The organism is Salipaludibacillus sp. CF4.18, assembly GCF_051262595.1.
Lineage (GTDB): Bacteria > Bacillota > Bacilli > Bacillales > Salisediminibacteriaceae > Salipaludibacillus > Salipaludibacillus neizhouensis.
Genome location: NZ_JBIMEV010000017.1, coordinates 15,621 through 42,119 on the forward strand (window position 1 = coordinate 15,621; position 26,499 = coordinate 42,119).

Here is a 26,499-nt window from a genome sequence, read left to right on the forward strand (position 1 = left end):
CCTCTTTAGTTTACTTTTACGCCTTTTGTTAAAATGAGATACTGTCATTAATCTGAGCTTTATTTTTACTAACAATATTACTTCCTTTTTTCAAGAAATAAAAAGCAATCACAAACGTCAAAGCTGCTCCATAAAATAAAGAAGGAGGGGAGAACACATCCATTATTAAACCAAGTAATCCAGGAGCAATAATAGAAGAGGCCATGGAGAACAAATAATATAATCCTGTGAAAAAACCGATCTTACTCATTCCACCTAGATCAGCAACTAAAGGATAGGCTTGCACATTAATGAACGCCCAAGCTATTCCTCCACTAAACAGAACGAGTTGCAAAACCAGCACCTGGTTTAATTCCGGAAATACAGTATTTAATAACGGGAGAGAAGGAATGGAAATGAATGTGAGTGGTAAAATAACTAAACCTATGAGCATAATCGGCAATTTACCGAGCTTACTTCCCAAAAGACCAGCAGGAACAGCAAAAATAACAAAAGCTAAACTGAAAAATCCAAGTGTAAAACCTGCCTTACCGGCTTCCATCTTCAAGAACTCAACAGCGTATACTGTGAATTGTGCTTCTAAACCTGCATAACCAATAAAATACAAAAAGATCGCCAAAAGGATAAAGAAATGTCCTCTGAACTCAGGCTTTAATATTTTGCCAAATCCATGAAAAAAAGACTTAGACGCTTGTATTGCCTCTATTTCGTCTTTGGATGAACCAACATAAGGCGGACGTCTATCTACAGTAAAATAAAGAAATATAAATGACAGTAATAGAAGAATCCCAGCCACAATAAACGGGTGAGTCCTGTCTATTCCGTATAAGGAGGATAAACCAAATAATGCAATTAGCGCGCCCATACCACCCATGAGATTAATAATCCCATTCGCTGTTGACCGTTTTTCAGAAGGGGTGTGATCAGGCATTAATGAGATAACTGGTGCACGATAAATCGTCATTGCAAGCAAAAACATGATATCTATAGCCAGCAGCAGCCATAGTGTATTCAAAGCTCCATATGGAATCAGAATAAAGAAAAGAGCGGCAACCGGCATACCTACGACAATAAAAGGCAGTCGCTTACCAAGCTTAGTATCAACTTTATCCGACCAAGCACCAATAAAGGGTATGAGGATGACCGCAAGTAAATTGTCTAAACCCATTATTCCCCCTCGAATAGCTCTACTTTCAATGTAGTCACCAAGAAGAAGCGGCATATAAGCATTATAAAACGTCCATACAAGCGTTAAAGCAAAGAATCCGCTGCCAATAGCGAATATTTTCCCGTACGAAAATGGTTTATCCTGTGTCATTAAAACGCCTCCAGTTTATCCCTTTTGCATTGCCTTACGAATGTGTACTGCTTTTTCTGGCCAATCAGTAATAATCGCTGCACAATTTCGTTTTATCAAAGCTTGAATATGGTCGTCTTCATTCACAGTAAATGGTCGAACTGGCATACTTGCTTGATGAGCACCAGCCAGTAAATCTGGACTACTTGCTACTGGTAAAAAACAGTGTAATCCACTAGCCCCAATACTATGCGCTTAATTCCATGGCTCGTACAGGCCTTCCATGAATAAAAAAGCTGTCTCCATTTCAGGATCTAATCGATGGCACTCAACAAGGCTATAATGATTAAATGATGAAATAATCACACTATCTTTTAACTGATACTTGGTGATCAGATCTATCACTATTTTTTCCATGCCAGGGTAATGAATAACGCCACTTTTAAGTTCTACGTTTAATATAAGTGGTGTATGGACAGCCCACCTAAATAATTCTTCAAGTGATGGGATCGTGACTCCTTGAAAAGAAGGCGCAAACCAGCTTCCAGCATCGAATGATTTCAACTCCTCGTAGGTGAAGTCTTTAACCCATCCATAAGCATTAGTCGATCGATTAACCGTCTCGTCATGAATCACTACAGGGATGTCATCTTTCGTTAGCTGCACATCAAATTCTATGCCTTCCGCACCAGCTTTTAAGGCAGCCTCAAAAGATAACATTGTATTCTCGGGATGAGTACCAGCAGAACCCCTGTGAGCAAAAATTGCAGTATTATGTATCATTTCAATCAATCACCTCAACTTGGTTAGTCTATTATCTCTCTATACATATACCAACCTCAAGGTATCAATTCCTTTAATCTGATAAATATTTACAGAAAGTTTAAATAGGATAATCAAAAAAAGAACGAGGATTGAAAAATCCCCGCTCATTTCATAAACGTATTCGATTTGTCTAGCAAAGCCTAGTCCTAGTAGACTTTATCGCCATTAAAGATAGAATTCTTCACAATGACGTAATCAACAGTGCGAATTGCTTCCAACTTATTTCCTCCAGCATAAGAGATAGAGGATTGGAGATCTTGTTCCATTTCTTTCAGCGTTTCTTCCAGTGAACCTTTATGTTCAACATACATTTTTTTACCTTCAACATTTTTCTTTTCACCTTTTTGAAATTCTGAAGCTGAACCAAAATATTCTTTAAAAAGCTTCCCGTCTTTCTCAAACGTTTCACCAGGTGATTCTTCATGACCGGCAAATAAGGAACCAATCATCACCATTGTCGCTCCAAATCTGAATGATTTAGCGATATCTCCATTTGTACGGATGCCTCCGTCAGCAATAATTGGTTTACTAGCTGCTTTTGCACACCAGCGAAGAGCAGCTAATTGCCATCCACCAGTTCCAAATCCTGTTTTAATTTTTGTAATGCAAACCTTACCTGGACCAATACCGACTTTTGTTGCATCGGCACCAGCGTGCTCTAATTCACGTACAGCTTCTGGTGTACCAACATTTCCAGCAATAACAAAACTTGTTGGAAGGTGTTTTTTAATATGTTGAATCATCTCAATCACTTCATTTGAATGACCATGAGCGATATCAATAGTAATGTAATCAGGTATAAGACTTTCGGAGGCTAATTCTTCGATAAATTTATATTCTTCCGCTTTGACTCCTACACTAATAGAGGTAAATAGACCTCGTGACTCCATATCTTTAATAAATAATTGTCTTTTTTCCGGCTCAAAACGGTGCATTACATAAAAATAGCCTTTCTCTGCTAAAAAAGTTGCAATTTTTTCATCAATAATTGTCTGCATATTCGCAGGTACAACAGGCAATTTAAAAGAACGTCCACCCAATTCAACCGTTGTATCACACTCGGATCGACTTTTCACTACACACTTTGCCGGAATTAACTGTATATCTTCATAATCAAACGCATTATCCATGATATCCACTCCTAAAAACGAATAATAAATATTTTTTCAGTATTAATGTTCGCCCAATAGATAATTTACATCAATCAATAGAGAATGTCAAAGTATTCGTGATGATTCTATTTATTATTTATATCAGTGTGTAAATAACGGTTACAAGAATTCACTAGATAGATTATACTTACACTATTGATAACATAGCGATATAATGAAGATAAGTGTTATGCTAATTATTGTTAACCATTGAATCAAATAATATAATAACTATCGTAACCAGTGAATAGTTAAAAGGAAGGAAATATATGACAGAGCAAAATATAACTAGATTAAACATAGGTGATAAGGAACTGATCCTTATAGGCACTGCTCACGTTTCCAAGCAAAGTGCCGAACAAGTAAAAGAAGTTATTGAAGCTGAAAAACCAGATACTGTATGTGTGGAATTGGATGAACAAAGATATACGGCGGTTATGCAGGATAGCCAGTGGAAGGATATGGACATATTTAAAGTTGTGAAAGAGAAGAAAGCTACCTTACTTCTTATGAATCTACTGATATCTTCTTTCCAAAAAAGAATGGCAAAGCAATTTGATATAAAGCCCGGTCAAGAGATGATTCAAGGGATTGAATCAGCAAATAATTTAGGGGCTGAAGTAGTACTTGCAGATAGGAATATTCAAATCACTTTTTCTCGTATTTGGAATGGAATAGGTATATGGGGAAAAGCAAAACTAATTACAACTATTGTAGCCAGTATTTTCAGCAAGGAAGAACTTTCCGAAAAAGATTTAGAACGAATGAAGTCGGAAGATATGCTGAATTCTGCGCTTGAGGAATTCACGAAATCTTTTCCAAAATTAAAGGTTCCTTTAATAGACGAAAGGGATCAATATTTATCTCAGAAGATCAAAGAGGCTCCAGGGAAAAAGATCGTTGCTGTTTTAGGTGCGGCACATATCCCAGGTATTAAAGAAGAAATAAAAAAGGATCACGATTTAGAAGCATTATGCGAAAAACCAGCTAAATCAAAAATTCCAAAGATTCTTGCTTGGGCAATTCCGTTAGCTATAGTTGGTATTATCGCGTACACATTAATTGCCAATCCTGCTGATGGGATCCAACAAATTATTAGTTGGATACTTTGGAACGGTTCTTTTTCTGCAATAGGTGCTTTGATTGCCTTTGGCCATCCGGCAGCAGTTCTCACAGCTTTCCTCATTGCGCCTATAAGTTCTTTGAGTCCGCTTATAGCAGCAGGATGGTTTGCTGGAATTACACAAACGTATTTTAGGCGTCCAAACGTGAGTGATTTTGAAAGCTTATCAGAAGATGTCTATAATTTTAAAGGCTTCCGGGATAATAAAGTAACACGTATTTTACTCGTAGTAGTTTTGAGTAATATTGGCAGTACGATCGGAACCTTTATTGGTGGTGCGGATGTCATCCGCTTGTTCCTGCAAAACCTTACTTAAATAATCACGTAAAATAATAGAAAAACTTGTATAATGTGAGCTTTTACCATAACATTTAAGTGTCAAGGCTGTTTTTCTCTTGACACTTGTGGTGCAAAGAAAGCTGTTAACGTATACATATTAATCTTAAAAACACGCCTATCAAATCATAAAGATTTGATAGGCGTTTCAATGTGCTTTCATGAAAATTTAAGTTTTAATTATTGTATGGAACGAGTTTTGAATCATTTATATACTGATCTATATTTTTAGAATTTACTTCGAGCGTTTCGGTCTCTTCAAAAGAGGGGACCTCTTTGCCAAGATAGGAATCCAAGAGATTTTCTACAATTAATTCGCCCCAAGTAAACTGACTTTGGGAAATCGTACTTGATATTTGATTGTTAGATATTCCATCAAGAATCATAGGTAAATCATCGAAAGTAACCATTTTTTTATCCGTAAGCCCTTTAGCTTTCCATACTGTTACTGCTGCTGGACCCGAAAGCGAATCTACTCCGATTAACGCATCAAATTCGGGAAAGTCCTCAATCATATTTTCAATATTTGTGATAGTATCAGAAGGAATTCCATTACTGAATCTGATATCGAGAACTTCGATATTCGGATAATCCTTCAGAGTGTTTTTGACCCCTTCAATTCTGGAGTTAAGATTCTGCATCGTTGATAATCCAGTACTTACGATGATTGTTCCTTCTTCATTCAGTAACCGTGCAACTACTTCTCCAATATGTTTACCAGCAGCAAGATTGTCTGTACCGATATAAGAAATTCGTTTGCTTTCAGGTGCATCTGTATCAAAACATATCACATTTATTCCAGCATCTATTGCTTGATTAATATAAGGGGTCAATGCAGAAGAATCAGTTGGTCCAACAGCTATACCGTCAACTTTTTGCTGAATCAGGTTTTCCATTATTTGAATCTGTTCTTCAACACTAGCTGCCGCGGGGGCGCGAATAAGAATATCAATTCCTTTCTCGACATTTTCAGCTGTTTCTTTTGCACTTAATGTGACTCCTTCAAAGAAAGGGTGTGCCACAGGGTATACAATGGCAAAAGTTAGTCTTTCTCCGTCTTTAATTGATTGCTCTGCCTCCGGTTCTATAGAGACAGGTTTTTCAGTGGACTCAAGGGGATTACAAGAACTCATTATGATGATTCCGCATAATCCTGTCATTACTGTAAACAACATTTTCATCATGGTAATCCCCCTTAAACATAGGACTCCAGTGACATATCCTTTGTTTTGAATTCTTTGGTGGTCATGCCCGTATCTTTCTTAAACAGTTTACAGAAATAATGTGCGTCACTATAACCAACTTTATGAGCAATCTCATATGTTTTGTCATTCGTTGTTTTTAGAAGTTCTTTTGCCTTATCAAGACGTACCCTAGTTAGATATTCACTTAAGGTTTGATTCGTTTCCTGACTAAACATATGACTGAAATACGAGGAACTGACGTTAACTTCACTGGCTATCATTTGAAGAGACAAATGCGCTTCATTAAAATGTTCCTCAATATATTCCTTTGCCTTTTGTATAATAGGATAAAATCTACTATTAGAATCTTCACGATTTTGAATGACGATACAAAGTATCTCATTCATATATTCCAATACTTCCGAAAGTTCGCTGACACGGGAAATTCTATTTTCTTGCACTGTAATTTCTTCTATTATGCTTTTAGGAGGTTGCACTTGTTCTTTCATATATTCTGACACAGTTATCGTAAAATCTATTAAAAAATAATAGTAGTAAAAGGTTGTTTGACTTCTTGGTTTATTAAGGTGAGCAGAGTAGTATTCACAAAACTGAGCGATGTTTTTTAGGTCACCAAATTTCAAAAAATGGATTAATTCTTTACGATTAACATGCTGGATATCTTTTTTAGATAAAACATCCTCGCCTGATTTTAATAAATGATATTTGTTTACAATACAATAAAATATTTTATCCTCATTTGCTTCTGAGAAGGAGAGAGCAATACCTTGTACTCGACTTCTTACTTTTCCAAGTCCAAAAACCACCGGATTGTCCGGATCAGTATTTGATAGATGAATTAATCTATGTTTGATTAATAGTGCCTGGCTTTCCAGATGATTTCTGGAGTTACTTCTCATTATATATACTGTTTCTTTGAGATTGCTTTTAAAACTAATCGTAGAAACATCTTCCGTTAACCATTCCTCTAAATCGCCGGGAATATCTTCTAACTTTAATATTAAAACTAGGTAGTAGTTCGAAATAATGTCTATACGATGGTTCGCTGCTTCATTTATCGCATCAGAGGTGGAGTAAGTTCCTTCACACAGTTCCTTTAAAAAATCTACCTGGGAACGTGATACATTTTGTGACGCTTGATCTTTTAATTTCTCCAATAATTTTTCGTTTTGTTTCTCAAGGTCAATTTGTGAAATCACTTTAGTTAAGATGTTTAATAGGTCATTTGAACTGATAGGTTTTAGACAGTATTCATTTATTTGGATACGCATTGCCTCTCTAGCGAATTCAAATTCATCGTGTCCACTTAGAATTATTATTTTAATAGATGGCATTTTCTCTTTTAGGATGCGACTTAACTCTAAACCATCCATGAAAGGCATTTTAATATCCGTGATAACGATATCAGGATTTAATTTTTCTATGAGAGGTAGTGCAATTTCTCCGTCAGGTGCATCACCACAATAAACGAGGCCTTCGCTTTCCCAGTCAATACAGTTGCGTATTCCTTCACGAACAACAATCTCATCGTCGACCAGAAATATCTTTTTCATAAAATCACCTCTTAGCAGGAATAGTTAAGCAAACAGTTGTACCTGTACCATAAATGCTGTCAATCGTTAAACCGAATGGTTCGCCGTAAAACAACTTGGTTCTTTCCTGGACGTTATACATACCAAATCCTCCGTCAGCTTTGTTTAACGTTTGTCCCTTGTCTAAATGATCGCGAATATTTAACAAGTCTTCTTCTTTAATTCCTATGCCATTATCTAAAATACAGAAACAAATGTGACCATTCGAATCATAATCAGCCTCGATTCGCACATGGCCTTTTCCACGCTTATTTTTTATACCATGGTATATCGCATTTTCAACAAGTGGCTGAAGAGTAAGTTTTAGGATGATGAAATTCGAAATTTCTTCGTTTATTGTGATCGTTACATCCAATATATCTCGATATCTGTTTTTTTGAATGATTAATTAGTTCTCTATGTGTTTGACTTCTTCTTCTATCGTAATTAAATCTTTTCCTTTACTCAAAGATATTCTAAAAAAATGGGAGAGGGCCTTCGTGATATTAATGACGTCTTTTCCTTTATTTGCTTCTGCACTCCAAATAATCGTATCCAACGTATTATAAAGAAAATGGGGGTTTATTTGAGCTTGTAATGCACGTAATTCTGCAATTTTGAGTTTTTTCTCTTCATCGATACTATTTTGAAGCAATGATTTAATTTTAGTGATCATTCTATTAAAGGAAATACCTAGATCAGCTATTTCATCCGAACTCTCACTTGTAACTTTGACATCAAGATCACCCAAAGAAGCTTGCTTCATTTTTTCTTTTAAGTTACGTATCGGACGGATAAGTCTAGAACTAATAAAATAGTAAAGCGTAATTGTGAAAATAATACTGCTTAAAACACTAACTACAATAAGACTTCTAATATCATTAGCATCTTTCATAATTTCTTTTTTAGGAGCTGCACCAACTATGTTCCAACCAGTAACATCTGATGTGTGGCTAACAGTAAAGATAGATCGGTCAGAAGAATCCTCTTGAAAACTAGCAATCTTTAATGAAGAGTTATCATTCTTAGAAGATGAGGATGAATCATTCATGTTTGGAAATATAAATTTCTCATCCTCACTTGATGTTATGAAAAATGAACCAGTAGTTCCGATTAGAGCATTTTCTACCTTTTCCTGAACGACTGCTGAATCAAGAAGTATCGTAATATAGCCAATGACTTCATAAGTAATATCCCAGATTATCGGTCTCGTAATCGAAATAACAGGAATATTATTGATAGTTATCGTGTCGATTTTAATATCATTAGATGTGCCATTTACTTCTTTCTCCACCAGATTTACTAGTTCTGATTGATCTTTTTTGAAAACACCTTTACTTTCACTTATCGTTTTTCCTTCATGATTCGTTATGCTTACATCCAGAATGTTTTTACTCGAGGGGATAATTTCACGATAGAAAGCAAACAGGCTTAAAATTGTCTTTGCCTCCTCATATGTGTCCATACCAGTTCGGATTAAAAATCTCATCGTATCTTCTTGCTTACCTATTTCAGTGAACCGGAGAGCATCCTGAAAGATAACATCTATTTCCTGACTTAACTGGGCCGCTTGAAGTTCAGCAGCAGTAAAAGCATTCTCAGAAATGAGTTTTTCTGACTTATTATAAGAAATCATTCCTACAAAAATAAGTGGGATCACTGTTAAAAGAATAAACATAATAAGAAGTTTAGAACGCAAACTGGAAACTAAAAGCGCTATTATTTTCATAGTTTTACACCCATCCAGTAAAAGGTTTGCTTCATTATAGCATAATTGTAAACGCTTTCCTTATAAAAATGTAATATTTTGCAAATATTATAATTTCCACCATTTATAAGTATCTTTATTTGTATAGGAAATTAACCGTGATTTATTTATATCTTACCTCAATTTAATTCAGATCTAATACATAATCAGTCACAATAAAAAAATAATCTATTAATTTTAAAAGATATTACACTTTCGCATTAATTATAGTGGGAAGAATCTATAAAAAGTGAACAATTATCGAAAATAAATCTATTACGTCTTTTATGTAAGCGTTTTACAATAAAGCTACGCATATTCATTACAAGCGAATCTAAGGAGGTATTATCAATGAAAAAAATTTCTGGGGCAAAATTTCTACTATTTATAGGTGTCGCGTTATTGTTCATCATGACAGCATGTGGAAATACAAATGATGAGACAAGTGGAACAAACAGCAGCAGTAATAGCAATCCTGAAGTGACTAATACTGCGGAAACTGATGCCAATAATAGTAACGAAGCAGAAACAAATGAAGAGGGAAGTGCAACGGAGGAAGAGGTTTCTAGTGAAAAGCTAGTGATAGGATTTTCTCAAGTTGGAGCGGAAAGTGAATGGCGAACTGCTAACACACAATCGATTCAAGATGCGATAACGGAAGCAGGACATGAAGTACAATTTTCCGATGCGCAGCAAAAACAGGAAAATCAAATTATGGCCATTCGTTCTTTTATTTCCCAAGAAGTAGACGCGATTGTTTTCTCTCCAGTAGTTGAAACTGGTTTTGAAACCGTACTGCAAGAAGCAAAAGATGCGGAGATTCCTGTATTTTTAGCAGATAGGGCAGTAGACATTGAAGATGATTCTTTATGGGTAACCTTCCTAGGATCTGACTTTGTTGAAGAAGGTCGTAAAGCAGGGGAATGGTTAATAGAAGAAATGGCTGATCAGGATGAGGATATTAATATCGTCGAACTGCAAGGTACAGTTGGTTCAGCACCAGCAATTGATCGTAAAGAAGGGTTTGAAGAAGTCATAGCGGATGAGTCAAAATTCACGATTACCGAATCGCAAACAGGAAACTTCACTCGTACGGAAGGAAAAGAAGTCATGGAAGCATTCCTAAGGTCAGACGGGGACAATATCGATGTTTTATATGCACATAATGATGGCTATTGGAGCTATTCAAGCAATTGAAGAGTATGGCCTAAAACCGGCAGAAGATATCGTTGTGATCGGTGTCGATGCTGTAAGAGGTGCTTTTGAAGCGATGGCAGCAGGAAAAATGAATGTAACCATTGAATGTAATCCACAGTTTGGTCCTCAATTAGTTGATTTAATCGAAGCTCATATGGCTGGTGAGGAACTACCGAAGCGAATTGCAGTAGAAGAAGATATGTATACAATGGATCAAGCTGAAGAATTATTAGATTCTAGAACTTACTAAGAAAAACGCGTAGCGTCTTTTCTTAAATACATCGTTATCTTTCGCCACCATCATTTAAGTGTCAAGAATGGGTTTCCCTTGACACGCGTGGCGTAAAGATAGCTGTCAACTTGTAAATTCTTATCTTGTAAGAAAAACGGCATGGCCGTCTTTTATTAAATGCAGCGTCAGCTTCCACCGCCCCGAGTAGCACCTACGTATTGCGTGTTGGTGCTACTCGAAAGGAGGATGGGTTTCCCTTGATACGCGCGGTGTGAAGGTAGCTGCCAATTATATAAATTCTTATCTTGTAAAAAAATATAGCCACTTTTCAAGAGAAGTTTTTAAGCTTCGATTAAAAGTGGCTTCCTATTTTGAATAGAAGGAGAGGAGGTATAGGCATGCGAGAACAAACACCTAGACTTGTTATGGACAATATCACCAAGTCTTTTCCGGGAGTTAAAGCATTGTCAGATGTTTCTTTTAAACTATTTCCTGGTGAAGTGCATGCACTTATGGGAGAAAATGGGGCCGGTAAATCAACCTTGATAAAAGTATTAACAGGAGTTTATCCACTGGATAGTGGCACCATTCTGTTTGAAGATAAGTTCATTCATGTAGCGAGCCCGCTCCATGCTCAGGAATTAGGTATTAACACGGTTTACCAAGAAGTAAATTTGTGTCCGAATCTATCAGTCGTAGAAAATATTTTTATTGGACGCGAAATGATGAAAAAAGGTAGGATAGATTGGAAGAAAATGAAAATAAAAGCTCAAGAATTACTTGCCGAGTTAAATTTAGAAATTAATGTGATGAAGGAACTCTCTTCCTATTCTGTTGCCATTCAGCAAATGGTGGCTATAGCACGAGCATTAAACATATCATCAAAAGTACTCATACTTGACGAACCTACTTCTAGTCTTGATCTAAATGAGGTAAATAACTTATTCGATGTCATAAGAAAGTTAAAGACGAAAGGTTTGGCTATTGTCTTTATAAGTCATTTTCTCGATCAAATTTATGAGATTACCGATCGGATTACCGTGTTAAGAAACGGAGAGTATATTGGTGAATATTTAACCAATGAGCTTCCGCGTATTGAGTTAATTTCGAAAATGATAGGTAAAGAACTCGTTCAATTAGAGACAAAGTCTGAAAGAGCGAATACAGATTTAAAGGAAGAGAAAGATGATCTCTTTTTTGAAGCGATAGAATTATCAAAAAAAGGTAGCATGGAACCTTTCAATCTGGAAATTCATTCAGGAGAAATTGTTGGTCTCGCAGGACTTCTTGGATCGGGAAGAACGGAGCTCGCAAGACTACTCTTCGGTGCAGATAGAGTTGACACAGGAGAAATCAGAATCAACGGGGATAAAACCACTTTACATTCACCAAAAGATGCCATATCAAAGGGAATTTCTTTCTGTTCTGAGAATCGAAAAGCAGAAGGAATAATACCGGATTTATCTATTAGGGAAAATATGATTCTCGCAATGCAAGGAATGCAAGGATGGATGACGTTTATTCCTAAAAAGCGCCAAATTGAAATTGCCGAAGAATATATTCAATTGCTAAATATTAATCCTCCAAACCCGGAACAGTTAATAAAAAATCTGAGTGGTGGTAATCAACAAAAAGTATTGTTAGCGAGATGGTTAATCACTAATCCTGCTTTATTAATACTTGATGAACCAACGAGAGGGATTGATGTAGGTGCAAAAGCTGAAATACAAAAACTGATGCTCTCTTTAAGCGAACAAGGAAAGTCGATTGTCTTTGTATCCTCGGAGCTAGAAGAAGTGATACGGTGTTGCCGGAAAATTGCTGTACTTCGAGATCATAAGAAAGTTTCCGAGGTTTTCAATGATGATAAAGTTGACCATCAATATATTATGCATGAAATTGCTGGAGGAAAACTATGACAAAGTCTAGGATATTTTGGCCACTAGTCGTCTTAGCTTTAATACTACTTGTAAATTTGTTTTATAATCCTGGTTTTTTTGTTATTGAAGTAAGAAATGGACAATTAACTGGGAGTCTTATAAACATATTAAATAGAGGAGCCCCTCTCATTTTAATTTCTATCGGGATGACTCTCGTGATTGCAACGAAGGGGATTGATTTAGGTGTAGGTTCTGTGATCGCTATGTCCGGTGCGATTGCCGCCATGGTTGTTGGAGGGACTATGGGAGATACTGATAGTTTGTTACCACTTTTTATTGCAGTAGGTTTAGCAATCGTTCTGTCAATGGCGACCGGAACATGGAACGGCTTACTCGTCTCGGTATACAGCCGATTGTAGCGACGCTAATTCTTATGGTTGCGGGACGGGGAGTAGCTCAACTTATTACCAATGGACAGATCACTACCATTTACTATCAACCATATTCCTTTATTGGAAGCGGCCATTTATTCATGCTGCCATTTTCTATTTATATTGTCATTGCAGTGTTATGTTTGGCTTTATTCATTACACGAAAAACAGCAATCGGTCTATTTATTGAGTCCGTAGGTGGAAATCCAGTAGCGAGTCATTTATCAGGGATTAGTTCCAAAAATATTATATTGATGGTATATATCTTTTCCGGTTTGTGCGCTGGGATAGCCGGTTTAATACTGAGTTCTAATGTAGCAAGTGCAGACGGTAATAATGCTGGGCTTTGGTATGAATTGGATGCCATACTAGCAGTAGTCATTGGTGGTACTTCATTAATGGGTGGTAGATTTTTTTTAGTAGGGACAGTCATTGGCGCATTGATTATTCAAAGTTTAACTACTACCATCTATTCGATTGGAATTCCAGCTGAAATTATTCTTGTAGTCAAAGCTGTAGTGGTATTAATTGTCTGCCTGCTACAATCTCCTGAATTCAGAAAAAAGGTTTCGGGATTGGTCTCTAGTCGGAAAAAGACTACGGATAAGGGGGTGACATTATCGTGAAGTACTTTCATTTAAATTATAAGTTACTCCCGGTAATAATCACACTTAGTCTGTTTGTCCTCATGTATACATTCGGTACGCTCAGGTATCCTGTGTTTTCATCACCTCAAGTATTTTTAAACCTTTTCGTTGATAATGCCTTTTTAATCATTGTTGCTGTCGGAATGACTTTTGTCATTTTATCAGGTGGAATTGATCTTTCTGTTGGTTCCGTTATTGCATTAACAAGTATGGTAGCAGCAAGCCTGCTGATGGCTGGTCTTTCACCAATACTAGTTATCCCAATAGCATTATTAGTAGGTCCTGTCTTTGGTTTCCTCATGGGTTGTTGTATTCATTTCTTTAATCTACAACTTTTTATTGTCACATTAGCAGGGATGTTTCTAGCGAGAGGATTAAGCTTAGTTATAAGTGTTGAGACAATTACAATTAACGACAGTTTATTTAAATTCATGGCGAGTACAAGAATTTACTTAGGTGATTACTTTATCTCCATAAGCGTAGTCATTGCTCTTATTGTCGTTTGCATCGCCATTTTCACCGCACATTATACGAAGTTTGGCAGAAATGTTTATGCCATTGGGGGCAATGAGCAGTCTGCCATTTTAATGGGACTTCCTGTCGGTAAAACTAAAATATTGGTCTATACAGTTAGTGGCTTATGTGCTTCTCTTGCTGGATTAGTATTTACGTTTTATATGTTATCCGGTTATGGACTACACGCAAACGGTTTGGAATTGAATACGATTGCTGCGGTAGTCATTGGGGGGACTTTACTAACTGGTGGAATAGGATATATAGCTGGCAGTCTGGTCGGTGTCCTTATATTAGGAACAATACAATCTCTCATTGTTTTTGAAGGTTCCCTTAGTGCATGGTGGACAAAAATTGCCATAGGTTTATTATTATTACTGTTTATTGTACTGCAGAGAATTATTGTACTTCGAAGTGACGCCAAAAAAGACACGGCTACTGCACACTAGCGTTTCTAACAGATTATTTTTTAAAACTGATAACCATCGAATACACTGTCGCCTCGTTGGAGAGAGACTGTCCTGTGGTAATTCAGCTATAAAGCTACTATTCGGGTTACTCGAAATTGCACTGAAAAAGTTGGTATTCACTTTTTCAGTGCAATTTTCTTGTGCGCATGAAGACCACAGTAAAATCACAATTTCTCTCCAACATTTCAAAGACAGACACTCATTTCCCTTTAACTCCATACTTTAGAGAGGAGGAGGGATAGTTGTGACACAACTTTTTACTAGCTGTCAGCTAGAGTCAGAACTCGGATTGCTTGATGATTGGAAACAGCGTGCCTATCATCACTTTTCGATGAAAATATCAGATAATCATCATTCGTTTCCTTGTATTCCGGCTATACAAGGTTTCCATCTTGGCCACTTTCACTACGGATTTGTTGAGGACCCACGAAAGCAAACGACCCCGGAACAAATGGCATCACTTATAAAAAATTACGGTGACATCCCTCATGAGAAGGGAGGTTTATCGTCCTTAATCATTTTATTTCAAACACCAGATGATCTATTGGCTTCTTATAACGTTGAGGATTACGAGAAATTATTTTGGTCTTTACTTAATAAAACCTGTGAAATAGATGAACAAGAATGGCCGGTAAATATTCCTATTGATCCTTCTAACTCAAAGTGGGAATTTTGTTATGATCATAAACCATATTTTGTTTTTTGTGGAACACCTGCTCATATCAACCGACCGAGTCGGCAGGCAGATGTGTTTACATTGGCATTAACTCCGCGCGCTGTGCTAAACTCGTTTAATGAATCCATAGAAAAAAGTAATAAAATTAAAAACCAAATACGCAATCGTCTTTCAAACTACGATAATGCTCCCGTTCACTCAGACCTTAAAACGTATGGAGAAGACGATAACCATGAATGGAAACAATATTTTATTCGTGATGACAATACGACAGCTTCAGAATGCCCTTTTCACCGAAAAAATAAAAAGGATTCATAAACCTTTTTTGTTTTTCAATATTAGGTCTCATTCACTGAAATGGATCTGTCATGAAGCCATTTTTCCATGAAGTAAGGTAATTCACCTTTAAGGGCAAGAGAAATGTGGCCCCCTTTTACTCTTTTATACGTTTTATCTATGCTCGATACTTTGTTCATAATAGGATAAGTAAGTTTTTCAGGAACAATAAGATCATCGGTAGTAGAAATAACAAGCAAGTTTGCTTTTAAATTTGAAAGGTATACCGTTTTCCCTTGAATTTTCAGTTTATTTTCCATTAATTTATTCTTTCCACCAAGGTCATCCATAAGTTGTCTTAAAGTTAGAGCAGAAAACGGGATATGACTGGACAACCATTCGTTAACGAGTTGACGCTTTACATTCGTCTTCTCACTTCGGGATGGGGTCAGTGAGGCTAACTTAGAACTGATTGTAAAGGGGGAAGTCGCCAATCGTAAACCAGTATTAATAAATTTGGATGGAATCATTCCGTAATCGTTCAATAATTGATCAACGCTACTTGAATCATTCTTCAAAACTTGAAACCAGTTAGGGAAAACATCGTAGGAGCTAAAGTCTAGAGGAGGAGCAAATAAGATGAGATTTTTAATAGACTCATTAATGATAGCTGTATAAATAACCGCCAAAGTTCCTCCAAGACAATAGCCAACCATACTCATCTCCATTGTTTGAGCATGTCGCAGGGCCCTATCTACACCAGTTTTGATGTAACTCATAATATAATCATCAAGGGACACATCTTTATCTTCATAACCCGGTCTGCCAAAATCAAGCAAATAAACGTCATATCCTTTGTCTGTAAACGTCTCAATCATACTCATACCAGGAGCTAAATCAAGTATATACGCTTCGTTAATCAAAGAATAAACCAAAAATAAGGGCGTACGATAGACTTTTTTAGAAGCAGGGTAATACCATAGTACTGTTTTATTCCTCTTCCATACTACTTCTCGCGTAGATACTCCGACTTTCCTGTTTATTTTTATACTTTTTTCTTTTTTATCACCCTCGTCTCTCCGCATATCCTTTCTTCTCCTTTTTAAAAATTTTCGGTTTTGCAGGCATTTTAACGATTTCATACGTTTGTTGTTTTTCTTCTTTTTGAGCTTTTAACTGATGTATTTCTTCTTCGATGGTGTCTAGCTTTTCTTCTAACTGCATACAAAGTCTAGCTACGTTTGCTACATCATCCTTGGTAGGAATGTTTAGTTGAAGAGCTAAAATTTCACTGTACTCATGAAGCTTTCCTAAAATAGAAGAATGCTTTTCCATAAATTTGTGCGCTCTTTTTATTGTTTTAGGATCATCCAATAACTCTTGAACACGTTCATTTAATCGCGCATCTGTTTGGGAGGCGAGTTCCGATAGATAATCACGTAACATCATTTTTTTATCATTGCTCATGTGAATACATCCTTTCGCTTTTCGATCATTTGGAAGAGTTGAGAGGAACTCTTTTTATACTATACACATTCGAACAAGCATTGGTTCACAATTTAGTTGTTTGTCTTCCAACAGGAGTATTTCATACAGTTAACTATAACGATGATAAACTTCCACTTATTCACTGATTTATCTTAATCTCCACTCATATACATCCCTTCTTCGATAGATTTACATAGAATGACTAAGTCACCATCTTAGAAGGAGGTAGAAAAATTAATGTTAAATAGAGGTAAGAAACGAAACCAGCCTCCTGGACCAAAAGGGAAAGTAATAAAAGGCAGTTTAAACGATTTTCAAGCTGGACCTCTACCATTTTTATTCAAAACAGCAAAGGAATACGGACCAATTAGTTGCTTTCGATTTGGACCTTTCCAAAATGTTTACCTTGTAAATGAACCAGACTTAATAAAAGAAATACTTGTTACAAAACAAAAGTCATTTGTGAAATCACGGGATATCCAAACACTTAAAGCTGTGGTGGGTGAGGGACTGTTAACAAGCGAAAAAGACATGCATATGCAGCAGAGAAGAATGATACAACCCTCTTTTAAAAAATCGCATATTTCAAGTTACGCACAAGATATGATAGATACAACACATTCTTTTATTTCAAAATGGAAGAATGAAGAAGAAAAAGTGATCACTGACGACATGATGGATATTGCACTTGGCATCATCACAAAAACAATGTTTAGTATGGATTTCGAAGAGGGTGCCAAAAAACTAGGGGAACCGATGGATGCAGTAATGAAGATTGGGGTTAAAAGAATGAGGTCACTTATTCAACTACCTCTCTGGCTTCCAACAAAAAACAATCGTAAATTAAAAAAAGCTGTATCCAAACTTGATCAAGAGATTTATCAGATTATTGAAAGGCGTCGACAAGAGCCAGGTGTTCACTCTGATCTATTAGGTGTTTTAATGGAAGCAAAAGACGAAGATGACGGAGAAGGGATGTCTGACTTGCAGCTTCGAGACGAACTAATGACGATTTTTCTCGCGGGTCATGAAACAACGGCTAATTTGTTATCCTGGACGCTTTATTTACTGTCTCAAAACCCAAAAGCGGAGAAAAAACTCTGCGATGAAATCCTTCATGTCACTGGCGATAATCCGGTGACTCCTAAGAACTTTGCTGACCTTCCCTATACTCAATTTGTTATCTGGGAATCCATGCGTTTATATCCACCTGCCTATGTTATTGGGCGACAAGTCGACAAGAAAGTGAACATTGGAGGTTATCATTTTAAAAAGGGTGAAATGGTGTTAATGAGTCAATATGTCATGCATCGAAATCCTGAATACTTTGACAATCCTGAGGAATTTATCCCCGATCGATTTGCCGATAATTTTATGAAGAAACTACCAACTTATGCCTATTTTCCATTTGGAGGAGGTCCCAGAGTTTGTGTTGGAAATCATTTTTCATTAATGGAGGGAGTCCTCGCATTAGCTGTAATGATGAAAGAGTACAGTGTGAAAATGGCACCAAATCATGGAGAAATTACACCACAACCTCTTGTTACTCTTAGACCTAAGCATGGGCTTCGAATGATTGTAAAAAGGCGGGCAAGCAATTCATAACAGCAATAGAAAAGAGTGTTTCAAAAGGTAAAGACTTTTTGAAACACCCTCAATTTCATTCTATTTAATTTTTAGAAGGTGGCTCGCAACCATCTTCATCACAAATAGCACCTGTCGGACTATTCGCTTCTAGAGAAAGTTCATCTTGGTCGATAATTTGCTGTAAAGATTGTACCAATGCATCCGTTGGTTGAGCACCTGTAATTGCGTATTTTCCGTTAATGAGGAAAAAAGGAATACTTTGTATACCATGATCCTGTGCTTTTTGTTCGTCTGCACGAACTTCTTCACTCATATCATTACTTGCAAGCATTTCAGCAACATCATCTCGATTTAAACCAACCTCTTCGGCTAACTCTATGAGCATATCGTGATCACCAATATGCTTTGATTCAGAATAATGTGCACGTAGAAGTCGATCAGTCATTTCATGCATTAGGCTATGTTTTTTGGCGAACATCGTTAAACGGTGTGCATCAAATGTATTGGTTAATACTTGCGTCTCAAATTGAAAATCCAAACCAGCCTCTTGGGCCATTTGTTCCATATTATTACAATTGGATTTAGCCTGTTCCAAACTCATTCCATATTTTTCTGCTAATTTCTCGTAAATATTATAATTTACGTCCCGTTCCATGTTGGGATCCAACTCAAAGGATCTATAATTTACAGTAACAGGATGGTCTATTTGTTGAAGGGCGTCTTCCAGACGCTTTTTGCCAATATGGCAAAATGGTCAAGCGAAATCCGTCCACATATCAATGAATAGCATAGTTAAAACCTCCATCTATTTTTCTTACACAGTTAGTATATCTATTATGATTTAATTTGACCAATTATTTGCTCTTTACTATTGAAAATAATTCTATCTTCAAGGAGGTAATATTCATGCAAGAGGGATGCCTCAAAATTCAATCATGATATAATTAACTTCGTTCGATCACAATATAGAGGAAATAAAGGAGGGACATTACATATGTTAATAAATAATATTTTATTTGCCAGTCCTATGCACAATGAACTTGAAAAACTTTTGAAAGATAAAGAAGTATACCAGACGAAACAATTCCGATTCTGCTCAGAGGAAAATGTAACTATGGAAGATTATAAATGGGCTGATGCTTTCGTTTCATTCAAAAGGCCAGGAAATTTCCTGTTCGAAAATATAAAATGGGTTCATTCTTTAGGTGCAGGTGTAGATAAGTTGCTAGATGATTCAGAATGGAAAAAAGATGTTTTATTAACAAGAACAATATCTTCTTTTGGTCAAAAAATCAGTGAATACTGCTTAAGCTATATTTTACGTGACACTCAAAACCACGAGAAGTATTCTGAAATGAACGTAAAAAATGATTGGAATCCTATACCTCCAACTCCTATGCATGAAAAACACGTGGTTATATATGGAACCGGGGTCATCGGCCAAGAGGTAGCAAAGTCACTATCCTATTTAGGAGTGAAGGTTGATGGGGTTTCCCTTAGCGGAAATGCCAATGAACATTTTAAAAACGTATATTCTTCAAAATCAAATTACTTTCATGTTTTATCAAAAGCAGATTATATTATTAATACAATGCCTTTAACGAAAGATACGAAGCTACTGTTTAACACATCACTTTTTAGCCAATGTACAAACACAGTTTTTATTAACGTCGGAAGAGGGGAGTCTGTTGATAATCATGCTTTACTTGAAGCCTTGGACAGTGGAAACATAAACTCAGCCATTTTAGATGTGTTTCAAAAGGAGCCTCTTCCAAAAAAAGATCTGTTTTGGACTCATTCAAGAGTTATTGTAACGCCACATATATCCGCTGTAACAACGCCTGAGGAAGGACTAGATTGTTTTCTCGACACATTACATACTATCAACACCGACAGAATACCTTCTAACATAGTAGATGTAGAAAAGGGATTTTGACATTTGTAGCTCTATAAAAAAAACGAAAGCAAATGCTTTCGTTTTTTTAAAATGATGCTGCATCTATTAATTTAATTGTTCTGCAGGTCCAAAAAATTCAAAATGATACTTATTTTCAGGTACTTCCCACTCGGTTAATGCATCTTTTACAGCCTTCATAAAAGGTAATGGACCACAGAAATAAAACACTTTATTGTTATCAGATAAGATAGATTTTAACCACTCTAGGTCAAGGTAACCTTCTTTTTGAAATGTTTTGTTTTTTTGATCTAACTCGCTTGGCTTTTCATAGCAAACATAGTAATCTACTGTATTATATTTGTTGGCGATCTCTTTTACATGGTCATCCATTGCATGAAAACCGCTGTTTATTGCAGCATGAATAAATGTAACTTCCCGTTCAGGCTGCTGTTCGACTATTGTATTCAACATACTAATCATCGGAGTTAACCCCACACCTCCGCTAATTAGTACAACTGGCTCAGACTGCTCCAAGTCTAATATAAAATCTCCTGCAGGTGATGTGATTTCCACAATATCGCCTTCATGAACAGACTTATGCAAATAGTTAGATACTAAACCATCAGGAACATCATTGTCGGTAGTTTCTTTTTTCGGAGTAATGCGGAAATAGTCTTTCCCGGGAGAATCTGATAAGCTATACTGTCTGATTTGGGAATATTCTCCTTCTCGTATCGCACAGCGAATACTAATATATTGACCGGGAACGAACGTTGGAATTGATCCTCCATCTTTTGGTTTCAAATAGAATGAGGTTATAGCATCTGTCTCTTTAACTTTATTTTGGACAACAAATTGTCTAAAGCCATCCCATCCGCCTTTAAGAGCAGACGCTTCTTCATACATATCTTTTTCAACTTGAATAAACACATCAGCAATCACGCCATACGCTTTACCCCAGGCTTCAATAATATCATCTGTAGCTGCATCTCCTAAAACATCTTTAATTGCTAGTAACAAATACTTCCCAACAATTGGATAATGCTCTGGCTTAATTTGTAAACTTCTATGTTTATGTGCAATCTGCTTCACGACAGGAACGATCGCTTCTAGATTATCAATGTATTGTGCAGCGGCATAAATCGTATTAGCTAAAGCTCTTGGTTGGGTACCTTTTTTCTGATTCGTTTGGTTAAAAATATTTAATAGTTCAGGATGATTGTCGAACATCATTTCATAAAATCGTTTTGTAATAGTTGCTCCATGCTCTTCTAATACTGGGACAGTTGATTTTACAATTTCAATTGTTTTAGCATCTAATTGTTCCGTTGACATTTCTAAAACCCCTTTTTTATTGTAATCACAGTGTTAAACATATATTCTTAATACATGTTATATTATACTTGCACGCGACAACTAAAAGCAATATATTTAATACATGTTTAACGGAATGTTCACAATTCAAAATAATATTTCCCTGTTCATTCTTATGTTATAGTAAAATTTAATGATTATTTTTTCATATTTTATAATGAGGAAACAAGGTGATGTCATGCAATTAACTTCATTCACGGACTATACGTTACGTGTTCTTATATACCTAGGAGTGCAACCGGAAGAGAAGCGATCAAATATAAAAGAAATCTCTGATTTTTATAGCATATCCTTTAATCACTTAAGTAAAGTTGTCTATGAATTAGGAAAGTTAGGTATGGTAGATACAGTAAGAGGTCGAAATGGCGGGATCAAGATCGCTAAAAAACCTTCGGAAATCAATATTGGTTCATTAGTACGCCATACTGAAAGTCCAATAGAAATCGTCGAATGTTTTAATGAAGAAAAAAATACGTGCAAACTTAATTCGGCATGCCGATTAAAGGGAGCATTAAAAGAAGCACTTGAAGCTTATTTGAATGTACTTGACTCCTATACGTTGAGCGATCTTCTTGTAAATAAAGAGGATATAAAACAACTTCTTATGAAGTAAATAAGAAAAATGCATAGCGTCTTTAAAGTAGAAGCAGTTGCTTCCTTTTAACGCTGGATTTTTAAAAGCTCGAAGTAGCAAAGGTGGCTCCTGCTGCAAAACCAATAGCCAAAGGAGTTGCTCCCGGAAAGCAGCTGCCGTGAGCTAACTCGAGCCCTCTGTTCGAAATAAAACACAGCCGCTAAAAAAAGATGGTACTCAGACAAAATAACGTCTGTACCATCTTTTTTGATAGATTACTGCACAATATTTGCAAGAGAACAATATGTCAACTAATTAAATATATCTCGTTACAAAAAAGAGTTTCCAGTTAAAACTTTATACGAATTTGGAGTTAATTTGTGTATAATGAAAGCATTATCAGTTATTTAAGGGCGGGATGTCAATGGATTATAAACTATGGTCAGAAAAAATACTTAATTTTTATTGGTTGATAATTACCCTTTCATTTGTAGGACATTGTATAGGGTTAATCGTAACTATTTACTATTTCCCAGAATACATCTGGGATTTTGTATTGGGAACAATTGTACTACCAACGAGTATTCATTTAGTTATTTTACTAGTGTGCGAATACATAATAAGAGTTAAAAAGATATATAGTTCTCATGTTTTGATCATAGCCGGTACAATATTGGCATTGGTAATCGTAGTAATTAATCCAAATGTTCCTGGATTACAACTTACATTGTTGTTGCCGATGGCAATAGCATTAATTTATTTTGATAAAAAGAAATTATTTTTTAGTTTTATGGTAAATACTATTGGACTTACAATGATCTACTTGATATTTCCTTCAATTAGAATAGCTGTATCGGAATATGAATATTTTTCCTACATTTTTGGCTTATGTGCTGGATATGTTGTCTACGTAGCAATTCTTCAAAGGGGTAACGAAGTACTGGAAAATCTTAAACAAGCATCTGAAAAAGAAAAAGAGCTCATTGTTAAAAGTACGATGATGGAAAAACTTTCGAAAACAGATGCCTTAACTGGCCTTTACAACCATAAAATGTTCCAAGAGTATATGGATGACCTTGTAGTAAAAAGTATCAGTGAAAAACGCGATTTGCAACTTGCTGTTATAGATATTGACAATTTCAAAAAGATTAATGATGATTTTGGTCATAGCGTAGGAGATATCGTCCTAAAAAAAGTTGCTCGCACCGTTCTAAATAGTGCACAACAAGATGATATTGTTGCCCGTTACGGGGGCGAAGAGTTCGCTATTCTATTTCAGGGAAAAGATTTTGATGCCTCTTATCGTATTGTTGAAGAAATTAGAGAAAATATTGCAAGCTTAAGTCACGATGAAATACAAGATAGGAAAGTTACGGTTAGTATCGGAATAGAAAATTTCAATCACAGAATGACAAAATATGAATTCTTTAATAATGCTGATGCATTGTTGTACGACGCGAAAAGAAGCGGTAAAAATCAAGTTTTTTACAACAAAGAAGCGGTTACGTCATATTTATAATAACTTATCGTATAAGTTCCTGTAGCTAATAGTTATATTAACAGGACTTAAGCAGCTACTTTAATTATCAGCCATCACATATGGGTATGAGTTCAGAAAAATGACAAAGCCTCTTACCTCTAATATATTAAAGGACCATTTCTTTAGCAAGTTCCTCCTCCAATTCTAAAGGATCCTCCACCTGTAAATCACATTTATAAATTCCAAGAACTAATTTGACACCTATCGGGCTATAGGTGAATATGCATAATTGCATACAATAGAATATTTGCGTAGGAGAGATAGAGATGCTCATTAAGATCGTTCAAGGAAATGACAAAGAACTGGAATTCTCAGATGTGAATGTTGTCATTGATGTGATACGGGCATTTACATTTGCACATCACGCTTTTATTCAAGGAGCTAAACAAATACTGCTAGTAAAAACAGTGGAAGAAGCCTTTGAATTAAAGAAAAGTAACCCATCATATTTATTAGCAGGGGAGGTGAAAGGCAGAGGTATAGAAGGCTTTGATCTAGATAACTCCCCCTCATTAATTAGCAAATGTAATTTAAATGGGCGATCATTAGTTCAAAAAACAACAAACGGAGTTAATGCAACTTTACATGCACTAAATGCAGACATTGTTTTTGTAACAGGGTATTCTAATGCAAAAAATACAGCAGATTATGTGAAAAAATTATATTGTTCTATCAACCAAGATAATTCCATTCATCTCGTTGCTTCACATCTAAGTGGTGATGATGATTTAGCATGTGCGGAATATATAAAGGGAATTCTAGAAGAAAATATCATTGAATCCGCAAAGATGGTAGAAAAGAGAATACAAGCTTCTCATGTAGCGGAGAAATTCTACGATTCTGAACGACCGGAATTTAAAGAAGAAGACATTGCTATATGCTTAAAAGAATTGGAAAGTGATTTTGTAATGATTGTGAATCAAACGAATCGCGTACCAAGGATCGAGAGGGTAGATATATGAGAGAATCAGGACTAAATTTACCGATTAGGGAACCCAAACCAAGAGAAAACGGATTAACAATATTAATAGATAATGGTCTATCCACTCAACTGTTTAAAGACATGATAAACAGTTCTCCAGATTTGATTGATTTCGTTAAATTTGGCTGGGGTACTTCTGTTATAACAAGACAATTAGAGGAAAAAATGCTGTGTTTACATGCACATGGGATTGAATTTTTTTTTGGAGGAACGTTGTTTGAAAAGTTTCTTAGTCAACATAAATTAGACGACTTTTATAATTATTGCAAAGAATTCAACTGTAAATATATTGAGATTTCAAACGGGACCATAGATATTACAAACAAAGAAAAGGCGTCTTACATTTCAGATTTTTCTTCGGATTTCCAAGTTTTTAGTGAAGTAGGCTACAAGGATTGTGATAAATCCGAGTTAATTACCTCGACTGAATGGGTCGAATACATTCAAGAAGATTTCGAGGCTGGAGCAGTAAAAGTCATCACAGAAGCAAGAGAAAGTGGTACAAGTGGCTTGTGCACAAAGGATGGAGAGATAAAACTGCAATACCTTCAAGATATTTTGGCCGCTGACATTAATATGAAAAATATCATCTTTGAGGCTCCCTTAAAAAAATTACAGGCATTATTTATAAAAATGATAGGTCCGGAAGTGAACCTCGCAAACATAGCTTTTCAGGATATTATTTCGCTTGAAACCTTAAGGCTTGGATTACGATCCGATACGTTTTATTTAGTTAATCTTGATTGGGGGAGTTTACATGAGAGACAAAAATAAAGTATTTCACCTTGCTATACCTTGTAAAAATTTAGATGAGACAGTGAATTTTTATGAAAAACTAGGGTGTAAATTAGCTAGACGTTATCAAGACCGAGTCACATTTGATTTTTTTGGAGACCAGGTTGTTTGTCACCTTAATCCAGATGAGATTGATGAGATTCCAAAGATGTACCCAAGACATTCCGGTATTACATTTACTAATAAAGACGAGTATGAGACTTGTTTGCGACTAGCGATGGATGAAGAACTACCTTTTTTCCAAGAAGAAATGGTTCGCTTTAAAGGAAAACCTGAAGAGCATCTTACTTTTTTTCTGGTAGATCCTGCAAACAACCTATTAGAATTTAAATATTATCATGACATAACTATGGTTTACTAAAAATATTTTTGACACATGACAGGTTGGGCGAATCGTTCAATCTGTTTTTACATTCATTTTGTTCCGGGGATCACTTCGAATTAAATTGATAGATAAAAGGTACTTAAATGAATTAAAGTAATTGACAGAATAATGAAAAACACTTATAATAATTGTATATAATTAAATACATCTCCTTAAAGGGGAGTAGCTTTTACAGCATAGTCGTCATCTCGGAGTCTTGTACTCTCGGCTTTGTTGGCAACCGAAACGTTGTTAGCAAGACCTTTACCGGAAAGTGGTGAAGGAATTTTTTGTTTATAAACCTTTGCCATAGTTGGTAAA

Annotated in this window: 25 protein-coding genes and 1 pseudogene; 15 read left to right on the top strand and 11 right to left on the bottom strand. The window is 35.9% G+C overall.

What is annotated here, in order from left to right; translation table 11 throughout:
- Nucleotides 1-28: 28 nt before the first annotated feature.
- The 3 genes and pseudogenes from ACHABW_RS12235 to guaC all read right to left on the bottom strand — a co-directional run bounded on the left by ACHABW_RS12235 (nt 29) and on the right by guaC (nt 3,252).
- On the bottom strand, nt 29-1,318 hold the full coding sequence (locus ACHABW_RS12235; protein WP_435755568.1) for an MFS transporter: 1,290 nt from the start codon (nt 1,316-1,318) through the stop codon (nt 29-31).
- 15 nt (nt 1,319-1,333) lie between these two features.
- A pseudogene (locus tag ACHABW_RS12240) lies at nt 1,334-2,080 on the bottom strand (glycerophosphodiester phosphodiesterase).
- A 188-nt stretch (nt 2,081-2,268) separates the two neighbouring features.
- Nucleotides 2,269-3,252 carry a GMP reductase gene (gene guaC / locus ACHABW_RS12245; RefSeq protein WP_435755569.1) on the bottom strand — a complete coding sequence of 328 codons (984 nt, stop codon included), beginning with the start codon at nt 3,250-3,252 and terminating at the stop codon, nt 2,269-2,271.
- A gap of 290 nt (nt 3,253-3,542) precedes the next feature.
- Here guaC and ACHABW_RS12250 point away from each other — a divergent pair, with 290 nt between their 5' ends.
- A complete protein-coding gene (locus ACHABW_RS12250) occupies nt 3,543-4,712 on the top strand; it encodes a TraB/GumN family protein (protein WP_435755570.1) in 1,170 nt (389 codons plus the stop codon).
- A gap of 196 nt (nt 4,713-4,908) precedes the next feature.
- Here the strand turns inward: ACHABW_RS12250 and ACHABW_RS12255 are convergent, their stop codons facing one another.
- Genes ACHABW_RS12255 through ACHABW_RS12270 form a run of 4 tightly spaced genes read right to left on the bottom strand, consistent with a single transcriptional unit; the run spans nt 4,909 to nt 9,237 of the window.
- On the bottom strand, nt 4,909-5,916 hold the full coding sequence (locus ACHABW_RS12255; RefSeq protein ID WP_435755571.1) for a sugar ABC transporter substrate-binding protein: 1,008 nt from the start codon (nt 5,914-5,916) through the stop codon (nt 4,909-4,911).
- 11 nt (nt 5,917-5,927) lie between these two features.
- A complete protein-coding gene (locus ACHABW_RS12260; RefSeq protein WP_435755572.1) occupies nt 5,928-7,490 on the bottom strand; it encodes a response regulator transcription factor in 1,563 nt (520 codons plus the stop codon).
- Nucleotides 7,491-7,494: 4 nt separating this feature from the next.
- Nucleotides 7,495-7,884, bottom strand: coding sequence for a sensor histidine kinase (locus ACHABW_RS12265; protein WP_435755573.1), 390 nt, complete (start codon nt 7,882-7,884; stop codon nt 7,495-7,497).
- A gap of 33 nt (nt 7,885-7,917) precedes the next feature.
- Nucleotides 7,918-9,237, bottom strand: coding sequence for a cache domain-containing sensor histidine kinase (locus ACHABW_RS12270; protein WP_435755574.1), 1,320 nt, complete (start codon nt 9,235-9,237; stop codon nt 7,918-7,920).
- Nucleotides 9,238-9,606: 369 nt separating this feature from the next.
- Between ACHABW_RS12270 and ACHABW_RS12275 the strand changes: the two genes are divergently transcribed.
- The 7 genes from ACHABW_RS12275 to ACHABW_RS12305 all read left to right on the top strand — a co-directional run bounded on the left by ACHABW_RS12275 (nt 9,607) and on the right by ACHABW_RS12305 (nt 15,619).
- Nucleotides 9,607-10,452, top strand: coding sequence for an ABC transporter substrate-binding protein (locus tag ACHABW_RS12275; protein WP_435755575.1), 846 nt, complete (start codon nt 9,607-9,609; stop codon nt 10,450-10,452).
- On the top strand, nt 10,403-10,702 hold the full coding sequence (locus ACHABW_RS12280; protein WP_435755576.1) for a hypothetical protein: 300 nt from the start codon (nt 10,403-10,405) through the stop codon (nt 10,700-10,702). Before ACHABW_RS12275 ends, ACHABW_RS12280 begins: the two co-directional genes overlap by 50 nt.
- 380 nt (nt 10,703-11,082) lie before the next feature.
- A complete protein-coding gene (locus ACHABW_RS12285) occupies nt 11,083-12,603 on the top strand; it encodes a sugar ABC transporter ATP-binding protein (RefSeq protein ID WP_435755577.1) in 1,521 nt (506 codons plus the stop codon).
- Nucleotides 12,600-12,983, top strand: a complete 384-nt coding sequence (locus ACHABW_RS12290; protein ID WP_435755578.1) for an ABC transporter permease subunit — start codon at nt 12,600-12,602, stop codon at nt 12,981-12,983. Before ACHABW_RS12285 ends, ACHABW_RS12290 begins: the two co-directional genes overlap by 4 nt.
- A complete protein-coding gene (locus ACHABW_RS12295; RefSeq protein ID WP_435755579.1) occupies nt 12,944-13,621 on the top strand; it encodes an ABC transporter permease in 678 nt (225 codons plus the stop codon). The genes ACHABW_RS12290 and ACHABW_RS12295 overlap by 40 nt, the downstream gene beginning before the upstream one ends.
- Nucleotides 13,618-14,604 carry a galactofuranose ABC transporter, permease protein YjfF gene (gene yjfF / locus ACHABW_RS12300; protein ID WP_435755580.1) on the top strand — a complete coding sequence of 329 codons (987 nt, stop codon included), beginning with the start codon at nt 13,618-13,620 and terminating at the stop codon, nt 14,602-14,604. Before ACHABW_RS12295 ends, yjfF begins: the two co-directional genes overlap by 4 nt.
- Before the next feature lie 265 nt (nt 14,605-14,869).
- Nucleotides 14,870-15,619 (top strand): YqcI/YcgG family protein, encoded by a 750-nt coding sequence (locus tag ACHABW_RS12305; RefSeq protein ID WP_435755581.1) that lies wholly within the window; start codon nt 14,870-14,872, stop codon nt 15,617-15,619.
- A 20-nt stretch (nt 15,620-15,639) separates the two neighbouring features.
- On the opposite strand, the gene ACHABW_RS12310 is transcribed toward ACHABW_RS12305, so the two are convergent.
- Both ACHABW_RS12310 and ACHABW_RS12315 read right to left on the bottom strand, forming a co-directional pair.
- Nucleotides 15,640-16,662: an alpha/beta fold hydrolase gene (locus tag ACHABW_RS12310; RefSeq protein ID WP_435755582.1), complete on the bottom strand. Its 1,023-nt coding sequence runs from the start codon at nt 16,660-16,662 to the stop codon at nt 15,640-15,642.
- Nucleotides 16,643-17,044: a hypothetical protein gene (locus ACHABW_RS12315; RefSeq protein WP_435755583.1), complete on the bottom strand. Its 402-nt coding sequence runs from the start codon at nt 17,042-17,044 to the stop codon at nt 16,643-16,645. Before ACHABW_RS12315 ends, ACHABW_RS12310 begins: the two co-directional genes overlap by 20 nt.
- A 258-nt stretch (nt 17,045-17,302) precedes the next feature.
- Between ACHABW_RS12315 and ACHABW_RS12320 the strand changes: the two genes are divergently transcribed.
- Nucleotides 17,303-18,670 carry a cytochrome P450 gene (locus ACHABW_RS12320; protein WP_435755584.1) on the top strand — a complete coding sequence of 456 codons (1,368 nt, stop codon included), beginning with the start codon at nt 17,303-17,305 and terminating at the stop codon, nt 18,668-18,670.
- Between the two features lie 64 nt (nt 18,671-18,734).
- Here ACHABW_RS12320 and ACHABW_RS12325 read toward each other — a convergent pair whose 3' ends face one another.
- Nucleotides 18,735-19,394, bottom strand: a complete 660-nt coding sequence (locus ACHABW_RS12325; protein ID WP_435755624.1) for a DsbA family oxidoreductase — start codon at nt 19,392-19,394, stop codon at nt 18,735-18,737.
- Between the two features lie 252 nt (nt 19,395-19,646).
- On the opposite strand from ACHABW_RS12325, the gene ACHABW_RS12330 reads away from it, so the two are divergent.
- Nucleotides 19,647-20,588 carry a D-2-hydroxyacid dehydrogenase gene (locus tag ACHABW_RS12330; protein WP_435755585.1) on the top strand — a complete coding sequence of 314 codons (942 nt, stop codon included), beginning with the start codon at nt 19,647-19,649 and terminating at the stop codon, nt 20,586-20,588.
- A 66-nt stretch (nt 20,589-20,654) separates the two neighbouring features.
- On the opposite strand, the gene hmpA is transcribed toward ACHABW_RS12330, so the two are convergent.
- The gene (gene hmpA, locus ACHABW_RS12335) at nt 20,655-21,884 is read right to left on the bottom strand and encodes an NO-inducible flavohemoprotein (protein ID WP_435755586.1); all 1,230 of its coding nucleotides are present in this window, start codon (nt 21,882-21,884) and stop codon (nt 20,655-20,657) included.
- 217 nt (nt 21,885-22,101) lie between these two features.
- Between hmpA and ACHABW_RS12340 the strand changes: the two genes are divergently transcribed.
- The 5 genes from ACHABW_RS12340 to ACHABW_RS12360 all read left to right on the top strand — a co-directional run bounded on the left by ACHABW_RS12340 (nt 22,102) and on the right by ACHABW_RS12360 (nt 26,175).
- Complete coding sequence (locus ACHABW_RS12340; protein WP_435755587.1) at nt 22,102-22,536, top strand: Rrf2 family transcriptional regulator; 435 nt, start codon at nt 22,102-22,104, stop codon at nt 22,534-22,536.
- Between the two features lie 385 nt (nt 22,537-22,921).
- Nucleotides 22,922-24,016: a GGDEF domain-containing protein gene (locus tag ACHABW_RS12345; protein ID WP_435755588.1), complete on the top strand. Its 1,095-nt coding sequence runs from the start codon at nt 22,922-22,924 to the stop codon at nt 24,014-24,016.
- Nucleotides 24,017-24,303: 287 nt separating this feature from the next.
- Nucleotides 24,304-24,999 (top strand): 2-phosphosulfolactate phosphatase, encoded by a 696-nt coding sequence (locus tag ACHABW_RS12350; RefSeq protein ID WP_435755589.1) that lies wholly within the window; start codon nt 24,304-24,306, stop codon nt 24,997-24,999.
- Nucleotides 24,996-25,793 (top strand): phosphosulfolactate synthase, encoded by a 798-nt coding sequence (locus ACHABW_RS12355; RefSeq protein WP_435755590.1) that lies wholly within the window; start codon nt 24,996-24,998, stop codon nt 25,791-25,793. Before ACHABW_RS12350 ends, ACHABW_RS12355 begins: the two co-directional genes overlap by 4 nt.
- Entirely contained in the window at nt 25,777-26,175 is a 399-nt protein-coding gene (locus ACHABW_RS12360) for a VOC family protein (RefSeq protein ID WP_435755591.1), read from the top strand. The genes ACHABW_RS12355 and ACHABW_RS12360 overlap by 17 nt, the downstream gene beginning before the upstream one ends.
- Nucleotides 26,176-26,499: the final 324 nt, after the last annotated feature.

Excerpts from the sequence above, each read along its gene's own strand:
- ACHABW_RS12260 (WP_435755572.1), bottom strand. The coding sequence starts at position 7,490 with ATGAAAAAGATATTTCTGGTCGACGATGAGATTGTTGTTCGTGAAGGA.
- ACHABW_RS12360 (WP_435755591.1), top strand. The coding sequence starts at position 25,777 with ATGAGAGACAAAAATAAAGTATTTCACCTTGCTATACCTTGTAAAAAT.
- ACHABW_RS12295 (WP_435755579.1), top strand. The coding sequence starts at position 12,944 with ATGGAACGGCTTACTCGTCTCGGTATACAGCCGATTGTAGCGACGCTA.
- ACHABW_RS12290 (WP_435755578.1), top strand. The coding sequence starts at position 12,600 with ATGACAAAGTCTAGGATATTTTGGCCACTAGTCGTCTTAGCTTTAATA.
- ACHABW_RS12235 (WP_435755568.1), bottom strand. The coding sequence starts at position 1,318 with ATGACACAGGATAAACCATTTTCGTACGGGAAAATATTCGCTATTGGC.
- ACHABW_RS12255 (WP_435755571.1), bottom strand. The coding sequence starts at position 5,916 with ATGATGAAAATGTTGTTTACAGTAATGACAGGATTATGCGGAATCATC.
- ACHABW_RS12250 (WP_435755570.1), top strand. The coding sequence starts at position 3,543 with ATGACAGAGCAAAATATAACTAGATTAAACATAGGTGATAAGGAACTG.
- ACHABW_RS12330 (WP_435755585.1), top strand. The coding sequence starts at position 19,647 with ATGTTAATAAATAATATTTTATTTGCCAGTCCTATGCACAATGAACTT.
- ACHABW_RS12270 (WP_435755574.1), bottom strand. The coding sequence starts at position 9,237 with ATGAAAATAATAGCGCTTTTAGTTTCCAGTTTGCGTTCTAAACTTCTT.
- ACHABW_RS12275 (WP_435755575.1), top strand. The coding sequence starts at position 9,607 with ATGAAAAAAATTTCTGGGGCAAAATTTCTACTATTTATAGGTGTCGCG.
- ACHABW_RS12285 (WP_435755577.1), top strand. The coding sequence starts at position 11,083 with ATGCGAGAACAAACACCTAGACTTGTTATGGACAATATCACCAAGTCT.
- guaC (WP_435755569.1), bottom strand. The coding sequence starts at position 3,252 with ATGGATAATGCGTTTGATTATGAAGATATACAGTTAATTCCGGCAAAG.
- ACHABW_RS12355 (WP_435755590.1), top strand. The coding sequence starts at position 24,996 with ATGAGAGAATCAGGACTAAATTTACCGATTAGGGAACCCAAACCAAGA.
- ACHABW_RS12315 (WP_435755583.1), bottom strand. The coding sequence starts at position 17,044 with ATGAGCAATGATAAAAAAATGATGTTACGTGATTATCTATCGGAACTC.
- ACHABW_RS12310 (WP_435755582.1), bottom strand. The coding sequence starts at position 16,662 with ATGCGGAGAGACGAGGGTGATAAAAAAGAAAAAAGTATAAAAATAAAC.
- hmpA (WP_435755586.1), bottom strand. The coding sequence starts at position 21,884 with ATGTCAACGGAACAATTAGATGCTAAAACAATTGAAATTGTAAAATCA.
- ACHABW_RS12350 (WP_435755589.1), top strand. The coding sequence starts at position 24,304 with ATGCTCATTAAGATCGTTCAAGGAAATGACAAAGAACTGGAATTCTCA.
- ACHABW_RS12340 (WP_435755587.1), top strand. The coding sequence starts at position 22,102 with ATGCAATTAACTTCATTCACGGACTATACGTTACGTGTTCTTATATAC.
- ACHABW_RS12345 (WP_435755588.1), top strand. The coding sequence starts at position 22,922 with ATGGATTATAAACTATGGTCAGAAAAAATACTTAATTTTTATTGGTTG.
- ACHABW_RS12320 (WP_435755584.1), top strand. The coding sequence starts at position 17,303 with ATGTTAAATAGAGGTAAGAAACGAAACCAGCCTCCTGGACCAAAAGGG.
- ACHABW_RS12280 (WP_435755576.1), top strand. The coding sequence starts at position 10,403 with ATGTTTTATATGCACATAATGATGGCTATTGGAGCTATTCAAGCAATT.